The sequence below is a fragment of the uncultured Mucilaginibacter sp. genome, from assembly GCF_903893715.1.
Taxonomy (GTDB): Bacteria; Bacteroidota; Bacteroidia; order Sphingobacteriales; family Sphingobacteriaceae; genus Mucilaginibacter.
Map to the genome: position 1 here is coordinate 1 of NZ_CAITNG010000147.1, position 9,255 is coordinate 9,255.

General features: G+C 46.6%; 8 protein-coding genes. 6 read left to right on the plus strand and 2 right to left on the minus strand.

Annotated features, from left to right (window positions below; translation table 11 throughout):
• From QZX97_RS17735 to QZX97_RS17755, 5 genes are all read left to right on the plus strand, one after another.
• A partial coding sequence (locus QZX97_RS17735) for an NAD(P)/FAD-dependent oxidoreductase (protein WP_295654490.1) occupies window positions 1-1,211 on the plus strand: 1,211 nt, incomplete at its 5' end.
• Between the two features lie 536 nt (window positions 1,212-1,747).
• Window positions 1,748-3,808 carry a BatA domain-containing protein gene (locus QZX97_RS17740; protein ID WP_295654492.1) on the plus strand — a complete coding sequence of 687 codons (2,061 nt, stop codon included), beginning with the start codon at window positions 1,748-1,750 and terminating at the stop codon, window positions 3,806-3,808.
• Between the two features lie 23 nt (window positions 3,809-3,831).
• Window positions 3,832-5,085 carry a dihydroorotase gene (locus tag QZX97_RS17745; RefSeq protein WP_295654494.1) on the plus strand — a complete coding sequence of 418 codons (1,254 nt, stop codon included), beginning with the start codon at window positions 3,832-3,834 and terminating at the stop codon, window positions 5,083-5,085.
• Between the two features lie 6 nt (window positions 5,086-5,091).
• Window positions 5,092-5,766 carry a hypothetical protein gene (locus tag QZX97_RS17750; protein WP_363152833.1) on the plus strand — a complete coding sequence of 225 codons (675 nt, stop codon included), beginning with the start codon at window positions 5,092-5,094 and terminating at the stop codon, window positions 5,764-5,766.
• Between the two features lie 11 nt (window positions 5,767-5,777).
• Complete coding sequence (locus QZX97_RS17755) at window positions 5,778-6,344, plus strand: DUF4199 domain-containing protein (RefSeq protein ID WP_295654496.1); 567 nt, start codon at window positions 5,778-5,780, stop codon at window positions 6,342-6,344.
• 61 nt (window positions 6,345-6,405) lie between these two features.
• Here QZX97_RS17755 and murA read toward each other — a convergent pair whose 3' ends face one another.
• Both murA and QZX97_RS17765 read right to left on the minus strand, forming a co-directional pair.
• The gene (murA, locus tag QZX97_RS17760; protein ID WP_295654498.1) at window positions 6,406-7,710 is read right to left on the minus strand and encodes a UDP-N-acetylglucosamine 1-carboxyvinyltransferase; all 1,305 of its coding nucleotides are present in this window, start codon (window positions 7,708-7,710) and stop codon (window positions 6,406-6,408) included.
• Window positions 7,711-7,848: 138 nt separating this feature from the next.
• A complete protein-coding gene (locus QZX97_RS17765; RefSeq protein WP_295654500.1) occupies window positions 7,849-8,559 on the minus strand; it encodes a DUF4290 domain-containing protein in 711 nt (236 codons plus the stop codon).
• 193 nt (window positions 8,560-8,752) lie between these two features.
• Between QZX97_RS17765 and QZX97_RS17770 the strand changes: the two genes are divergently transcribed.
• The coding region (locus QZX97_RS17770) for a 3-oxoacid CoA-transferase subunit B (RefSeq protein WP_295654501.1) at window positions 8,753-9,255 on the plus strand (503 nt) is incomplete at its 3' end.

Genomic DNA, 9,255 nt, shown 5'->3' on the forward strand with positions numbered 1-9,255 from the left:
TGCCCTTACAGCAATTTGGGTTGGAATATATCTACCCCGAAATTGCCGCAGCGCACCCTTTTGATGACGGTACGGCTGCTTTCTGTAACCATTCCCTTGCCGAAACCGCTAAAGCGTTGGGCGCGGATGAGCAGGCCTATCTCAAACTTTTCGGGCCCATCATCCAATCGTGGCCGGATATTGATGCCGAGGTATTGGGGCCATTGGGCTTTCCCAAACATCCCATGGAAATGGCACGGTTTGGCTGGTCGGCATTGTCGGCCGCAAGTACTTTGGTCAGGCGTTTTGATACCGTGCAAGCCAAGAGCCTGTTCGCGGGTATGGCGGCACACTCCATGCAACCCTTGACCAATATGGCTACCTCCGGTTTTGGTACCGTGTTGCTGGCCCTGGCGCATCAGGGTGGCTGGCCTATCCCGAAAGGCGGTTCGCAAAACATTGCCAATGCGCTGGCTGCCTATTTTGTTTCCCTTGGCGGGGAAATTGAAACTAATTTCTTTGTCAGCTCGCTCAGCCAATTGCCGTCGGTAAAAGCCGTGTTGTTTGATGTTACACCGCGACAGTTATTGCAAATAGCCGGACATAAATTCTCGTCCATATACAAATGGCAACTGGAGCGTTACAGCTATGGCATGGGCGTTTTTAAAATCGACTGGGCCCTGGCCGAACCTATACCTTTCACGGCCCAGCAATGCCGCGAAGCGGGTACCTTGCACATTGGCGGCACTTACGATGAAATAGTTGCCTCCGAACAACAAATATGGGATGGCCAACACCCCGAAAAACCGTTTGTGTTGCTTACTCAACCAAGTCTGCTCGATGCTACCCGCGCGCCCACAGGTAAACATACCGGCTGGGCTTATTGCCATGTGCCCAATGGTTCGGCTAAGGATATGACGGCCATCATCGAAAACCAGGTAGAGCGTTTCGCGCCCGGTTTTAAAGAGCGCATTCTGGCCCGGCACACCATGGATACCGCCCAAATGCAGGAACACAACCCTAACTACATCGGCGGCGATATCGCCGGCGGCATTACCGATCTCGGGCAGTTGTTTACCCGTCCGGCGCTAAGGCTTTCGCCGTACCGTACTTCGGCGAAAGGCCTGTATATCTGCTCTTCATCAACCCCGCCCGGCGGCGGTGTACATGGCATGTGCGGGTATAATGCCGCGAAACGGACGTTGAGGGATGTGTTCAATGTGCAGATTTGAGGATTTGTCCGTTAGCCAAAGGATGCAAATGATTTTATGGTAACGGTCTTCAAATATTTTTTATCATCCCACAAATTTTCCTTATATTGTATCGAACCGATTATGTGCAATGGTTGGCGAAAAAAAAGTTCTTTGAATAATTATTTGGACACCCATAGTTACCAATGCAGGACGCCATCAAGGCTATGGGTATCGGTTTATCAAAATGGTAAATAGTGCCTAATTTTTTGTTTAAAACACCCATAAATACCCATGATTTGGGGTGAAAAAAGAGTTGTAAATTGAAAAAATGGCAAAATATGGGGATGATTAGATACTGTATGTAATTTTTTGATATACCCATAAATACCCATAATTTTTGAATCGTGTCATTGCGAGGAACGAAGCAATCTCAGAGACAAGTCGACTACATGTCCGCTGAGATTGCCGCGCTATCGCTCGCCATGACAATTGAAAACACCCATAAGCTTTAGCCCGAACTTCAATCAAATCGTTACAATAAAACCGCAACATAATCCGTATATTTACCTACCTGTATGCATTTCATCTATCCTGCATTTTTACTGGGGCTGCTGGCTTTGGCTATACCCTATATCATCCACCTGTTCCATTTCAGGCGGTACCAAAAGGTGTATTTCTCCAATGTGCAGTTCCTTAAAAATATTCAGCAGCAACAATCCTCCAAAAAGAACTTAAAAAAGCTGCTGATACTTATTGCCCGTATGCTGGCCCTGTTTTTTTTGGTATTGGCTTTCGCGAGACCGTATATTCCATCCAAACAGGATACCCACCTTGGCAAACAGCATATCGTGTCCATCTTCGTGGATAATTCGTACTCCATGCTTACCATTAACCGCGAGGGTACTTTATTAGACGAAGCCCGCACCCGCGCCAAAGAGATAGCCCAAGCCTACAACCTTAACGACCGTTTTCAATTATTGACTCAGGATTTTGAGGGCCGGCACCAACGCTTGCTTAACCGCGACGAGTTTAATGATGAGGTGGATAAAATAAAAATAAGTCCCCAAAGCCGTAAACTACAGCAGATCATTAACCGGCAGCAAAGTTTGCTGGGGCAGCAAAGCAATGCGGTGAACAATATTTATATCCTGTCGGATTTCCAGAAGAATTTGTTTACCGACCATCCTATTAAGGCCGATAGCGCAACAGGCATCAGCCTGATCAGGTTAAAGGCAACCTCGCTGCCCAATGTGGCGGTCGACTCAGCCTGGCTGCTCAGCGCCGTGCACCGCCCCGCCGAAAGTGAAAAAATGGTGGTACGCCTGCATAACTATGCCGATGAAAAGGCTGAAAAGATACCGCTCAAACTGCTTATCAACGGCGCGCAAAAGGCCATCGGCAGTTTTACTATTGATAAAAGGGCCGTACAAAATGATACGTTGTCCTTTTCGGGATTGCAGGCTGGTTGGCAGCATGGCGAAATTACACTGGAAGATAACCCCGTTAGCTTTGATAACCAGTTTTACTTTAGCTTTAAAGTGCAGCAGCAAATGCCGGTTTTACTGGTTGATGGCGGCACACCCAACAAATACTTACAGGCTGTTTTTAATACCGACCCGTTTTTTAACCCGCAGGCCGTACACTACGGCAACGTGGATTACGCTGGATTGGCCACTTACCCTCTGGTGGTATTGGCGGATGTTAAATCCATTTCTACCGGTCTGTCGCAACAGTTAAAAAGCTATGTAAGCAATGGCGGTACGCTGGTGGTTTTCCCCGCGGATGGCGCGGATTTGACCAGTTATCAATCCTTACTACAACCCATCGGCGCGGCATATCCCGAAAAGGAAACAGACCAAAAAAGTAAAGTAAGCGGGGTAAACCTGCAAAGCCAGGTATTTAAAAATACCTTCGAGCAATTGCCGCAAAATCCCGACTTGCCCACCATCAGCAAATATTACCAACTGAGCCAACCGGCAAATGCCTTTGGGGAAACATTGATGGAACTGCCGGGGAAGAAAACCTTCTTTGGCGATTACTCGGCTAAACGAGGCAAGATATATGTATCGGCCGTGCCTTTGCAGGACGATTACAGTAATTTGGCACACCATGCGCTGTTTGTACCATTGATGTTCAGGATAGCCTTGCTGAGCGGGCACGACGCGCCTTTATCGTACACCATAGGGCAGGACGAAAGCGTGGAGATACAACCCATCCAGACATCCGACAAGGAAATACTAAAACTGAACAAAGAGCAGTTGAGCATCATACCCGATGTGCGGCAGCAGGAGGGGGGCACCCAACTTTATTTGAGCGACCAGGTGCACGAGCCCGGGAACTACGAACTGAAAAAGCAAGACAGCACCATTGCGGTGCTGGCCTTTAACAATAACCGCAGCGAAAGCGACCTGACTTATGTTGACGATGCGGAGTTAAAAGCGCAAATGGGCGGCAAGGGCAATACCATTCTCGAAAATTCGGGGCCATCGTTAAAAGACGTGGTAGTTAATGCAAATAGGGGTGCTGAATTATGGAAACTTTGTATAATTTTGTCGCTGTTAAGCCTGGCGGCCGAAATATTGCTCATCAGGTTCTACCAGTCCGAAAAACAAGTGTTTTCGGTACCTATTTCATAAACCAATAGCAAAAAGCGCAATACATGAATTTGCTCATCAAGTCCGCTACTGTTACCGATCCAAATTCTCCGTTTAACCAGCAAGTTGCCGATATTTTGATTGAAAAAGGCGTTATTGTACAGGTAGCCCCGAATATCAAGTCGGACGTTGAAGCGTTTGATGCAACGGGGAAATATGTGTCGCCGGGATTTTTCGACCTTAATTGTAACATCGGCGAGTTGGGTTTAGAAACCAAGGAAGATTTGCATACCGGTACCAAAGCAGCAGCGGCAGGTGGTTTTACAGGATTGGCTCTGATGCCCAATACACAACCACCGGTACATTCAAAATCGGAGGTAGAGTTTATCCTCAATAAGGCGCACAGAAACCTGGTGGATGTCTACCCATTGGGCACCATTTCGCATAAATGTGAGGGCAAAGACATGGCCGAAATGTACGACATGTTTCAAAGCGGGGCCAAAGCCTTTACCGATGGCAAACACCCTGTGCAGGATGCCGGTTTAATGGAACGTGCGCTTTTATATGCGCAGGGTTTTGGCGCGCTCATCTTCTCGTACCCCGAAGATAAAGCCATCGCAGGCAAAGCAAAAGTACACGAAGGCAATATCAGTACCTTATTAGGTATGAAGGGCATACCCGCCCTGGCCGAAGAACTGATGGTTGCCCGCGATTTGTACCTGGCAGAATATACAGGGTCACCTATACATTTTACCACGGTATCCACCGCCCACGCGGTCGACCTGGTACGCAAGGCAAAAGCCAAAGGCACCAAAGTTACCTGCGACGTTGCCGCCCATCACTTAGTACTCACCCACGAAGCATTGTTAGGCTTCGATTCGCAATATAAAGTAAAACCACCCTTACGTACCCAGGCCGATGTTGATGCGCTCATAACCGGCTTAAAAGACGGCACCATTGATGCCATCGTATCGCAGCATACCCCGCACGAAGTGGAGTTTAAGGACGTGGAGTTCGAGGTTGCCGAATATGGCATGATCGGCCTGCAAACCGCGTTTTCGCTATGTGTGCAGGCAGGCTTGCCTATCGGCATGATCGTTGAGAAGCTGGCCCTTAACCCCCGCAAAATATTAAATACCGAAATCCCTTCCATTTCCCCAAACCAAAAGGCCAATCTGGTTGTTTTTGATACCAAACAACAATGGACCTTTACCAAACAAAATAACCTGTCAAAATCATACAATTCCCCTTTTATTGATCAAGCTTTAACCGGCAAAGTGCTGTTAACCTGTAACAATAATCAGATATTTAAATCTTAACAAAAAATGATGGATCCCAAAATACAGTTAGCTATCCAAAATGCGATAGAGCTGTACGCTGAAAGTAAAAGCCTGAACGCGAAGGCGATCAATGATGAGTTGGTGAAAGTGTTTTCATCGGAGGAGGACTTTGTATCGAAGGTTGAATTACTCGATGAAGTTTTCGATAGCTACCCGCAACTGGAAGAATTGCGCGAGGTATTTTTCGATCTGCTGCTGATGAACTTCTTTAGCGCCGATGTGATCAAGCTGGAAGAGGATTACCTCGAATCGCCTGAGTGGGAGCAGATAGAGGAAGACACGCTCGACCGCGGTACCGAATTGCTCAACGTGTTGCTTTACCTGAACGAATGCCATGATGAAGAAATTGAACCCGAACTGGAAGACTTTTTAAAAGAGTTTTTATTAGTGGAGGAAGACGAGTTTCAGGACGAGTACCGCATTTACGAGGATATGATAGCCAACCAGATACTGATGGAAAGCAGTACTGAAGAAATTGCCAAGGTTGCAGCAAGTGTGGATGAGGAGTCGGAGTTGAAAGAGTTGTTTTATCCCGTGATGTGTTTCTTTTACGATCCGCAGCCTTCAACAGATGTTAAGAAAAGTATCGCGCAAAATGCTGTAAATAAAGACTTTGATTTATCTGTATTTAGTATATTAGAGACCTTTAACCAACCTTAAACAATTAACACATGGAAGATCAATTGACCCCTTTGCCTCCTAATCCAACAAAAATTGCGACCAAATGGGCGCTAATTAGCTTGGTATTCAACATTGTTATTACTTATGCTGTCCAACTTTCGAATTTAGATCCCAATAACCCAATAAAATATATTGGTCTCTTACCCTTTTTAGCGGGTTTGTTGTTGACCCAGAAAGAGTTTAAAGATTCGTTAGGCGGTTTTTTGACGTTTAACCAAGGCTTTTCTGCAGGCTTCAGGTTTGCTGTTTTTAACGGACTGTTAGGCGCAGTGTTTACCTATTTGTATTGTGCCATTTTGAGCCCTGCTTTTTTTGCCAAAACTATTGAGGCCGGTAGGGCCGGTATGGTTGCCAAAGGCCTTTCTGACGATCAGATAGAGCAAGCCATAAATATGGGTATAAAATACGGCCCTATATTTGGCGCGTTCGGCGTGGCGATATTTAATGCGGCGATTGGCGCGTTGATTGCCCTTATTGGTGCCGGAATATTTAAGAAAGTTAAAACAGCCCGCGATTTTGAGGATGAGCCTGCTTCCGGAACTGATACAACGGTATGACAAGACATATTTCATTTAAAACAAAATAGCGATGAGTTTCAAACCCATCGCTATTTTTTGTTTATATCCTTTTGATATCCGCCCCCAGGGCAATCAATCGCTGATCAATGTACTGGTAACCACGTTCAATTTGCTCAATGTTGGATATGGTAGATTTACCGCTTGCCGATAGTGCCGCGATGAGCAGTGATACACCGGCCCGTATATCCGGTGAAGTCATCGATATGCCACGTAGCTTTACCTGGTTGTCCAAACCGATAACGGTAGCGCGGTGTGGGTCGCACAGGATGATTTGCGCACCCATATCGATCAGCTTATCCACAAAGAACAAACGGCTCTCGAACATTTTTTGGTGTATCAGCACCGAACCTTTGGCCTGCGTGGCTATTACCAGAACGATGCTAAGCAGGTCGGGCGTAAAGCCGGGCCAGGGTGCATCGGCAATGGTCATAATAGAGCCATCGATAAAGGTCTCTATCTCGTAATGTTTTTGCGCGGGGATATAAATATCATCGCCGCGACGCTCCAGCTTTATTCCCAACCGTCTGAACACGTCGGGTATCATGCCCAACTCGTCGTAGTGTACGTCTTTTATGGTGATCTCTGAACCCGTCATCGCCGCAAGGCCAATGAACGAACCTATCTCGATCATATCGGGCAGCATACGGTGTTCGGTGCCGTGCAGTTTGGTAACGCCTTCTATGGTAAGCAGGTTGCTGCGGATGCCGCTTATTTTGGCACCCATACGGTTCAGCATTTTGCAAAGTTGCTGAAGGTAGGGCTCGCAGGCCGCGTTGTAAATGGTTGTAATGCCTTTGGCTAAAACAGCCGCCATTACCACATTTGCGGTACCTGTAACCGATGCTTCGTCTAACAAAATATAAGTGCCCTGTAAGTTGGAGGCGTCGACATTAAAAAAGCCGGTATCAGGGTTATAATCGAACCTGGCGCCTAACTTTTCGAAACCTAAAAAGTGGGTATCCAGCCTGCGGCGACCAATTTTATCACCACCAGGTTTCGGGATGGCGGCTTTACCAAAACGTGCCAGCAAGGGTCCTACAATCATGATGGATCCGCGTAAGCTGCCGCCTTTGGCTTTAAAAACATCCGAATGGAAAAATTCCTGGTCGATGTCCTTAGCTTCAAAAATATAGGTATCGGGCGCTGTCTTTTCGATGGTAACGCCCATGTCGCCAAGCAGTTCTATCAGCTTGTTCACATCAACAATATCAGGGATATTACTAACGGTCACTTTCTGGTCGGTCAGCAGTACCGCCGAAATAATCTGTAAAGCTTCGTTTTTTGCACCCTGCGGGGTTATCTCGCCCTTTAACGGTTTGCCACCGCGAATTTCAAATGCACCCATTTTTAGTTTTAGTCTTAAGTCGTTAGTCTGGAATCCGAAGTCGTTAGTTTGGAGTCCGAAGTCGAACCGAAGTTAATAGATAAATTTTAGAAAAACTACTCACTAAGGGCTAACGACTCAAGACTTATAACTCAAGACTTAGTACTTCCGGCCACCGCCACCGGGGCGATTACGGTTTTGGTTGTTCTTATTATTTTGATTGTTGTTATTGGTGCGCCCACGGTTGTTGTTGTTTTGATTGTTGTTGTTGGCGCGCCCGCGGCTGGCTGTTTCCACTTTATGGGTGCTGCGGTATTCTACCTTGTTCAGGTTAATGCTTTCGTCCAGCTTTAGCTCCCCGCCCGATAGTTCTCGCAGGTGCGCAAAAATGGTTTCATCGGCCACCGAATCTTTGTTCCATTGCACGTATGCCATTTTCATAAAATTGGCGATGGCCTGTACCATGTGGTTGCGGCGCTCGGGCTCTTCAATGCTTTTTGCCTTCAATATCATCAGCTCGATGGTTTTACCATAGTGCTTGTATTTGATACGCTGGTGCGGATATTTTAAGGGCTGCGGTTTTAAATGTATTGCTTCGGGACTTGGCGGCGGGTAAGGCGAATCTACATCGATCTGAAAGTTCGATATGATATGCAGGTGATCCCACAGCTTGTGCTTAAAATCGGCCACATCGCGCAGGTGCGGGTTTAAAAAACCCATCAGGTCGATAACGACTTGCGCGTATTTGTTGCGCTCTTCTTTTGTCGGTAAGGCAACAATGTACTTTACCATATTTTGTACATTACGGCCGTACTCCGTTAGCAGTAATTTACTGCGTGTCGAGTTATAATCAAATGTTGGTTGATTCATGTTTTTTTAAATAAAGATATGTTTGCCGTTTACTGAGTATTTAATTCCCGGAGCGGGAAGGCTGACATACTTAGGAGTAACCCGGTAATAATGAATGCACTGCGAAGCAGAAATACAAAGATATGCAGATTTTTTTAAATGAGAAATTTTGTTTGAACTGTTTAACTTTGATGTAACTATAAACCAGCATCCCATGCTCGATAAAAACGATATTGCCAAGCGCATTGCCCGCGAAATTAAGGACGGCTACTATGTAAACCTGGGTATTGGTATCCCAACGCTGGTGGCTAATTATATCCCGAAAGATATGGATGTGGTGCTGCAATCGGAAAACGGCTTACTAGGCATGGGCCCGTTCCCTTTTGAAGGTGAAGAAGACCCCGATACCATTAACGCGGGCAAACAAACCATTACCATGCTGCCCGGTTCGGCCGTGTTCGATTCGGCGATGAGTTTTGGTATGATACGCGCCAAAAAAGTAAATCTCACTATTTTGGGTGCGATGGAGGTGTCGGAGAACGGAGATATCGCCAACTGGAAGATCCCCGGTAAAATGGTAAAAGGCATGGGCGGAGCTATGGACCTGGTGGCCAGTGCCGATAACATCATTGTAGCCATGCAGCACGTTAACAAAGCGGGCGAATCGAAACTTTTACCGTATTGTACCTTGCCGCTCACCGGGGTACGCTGCGTAAA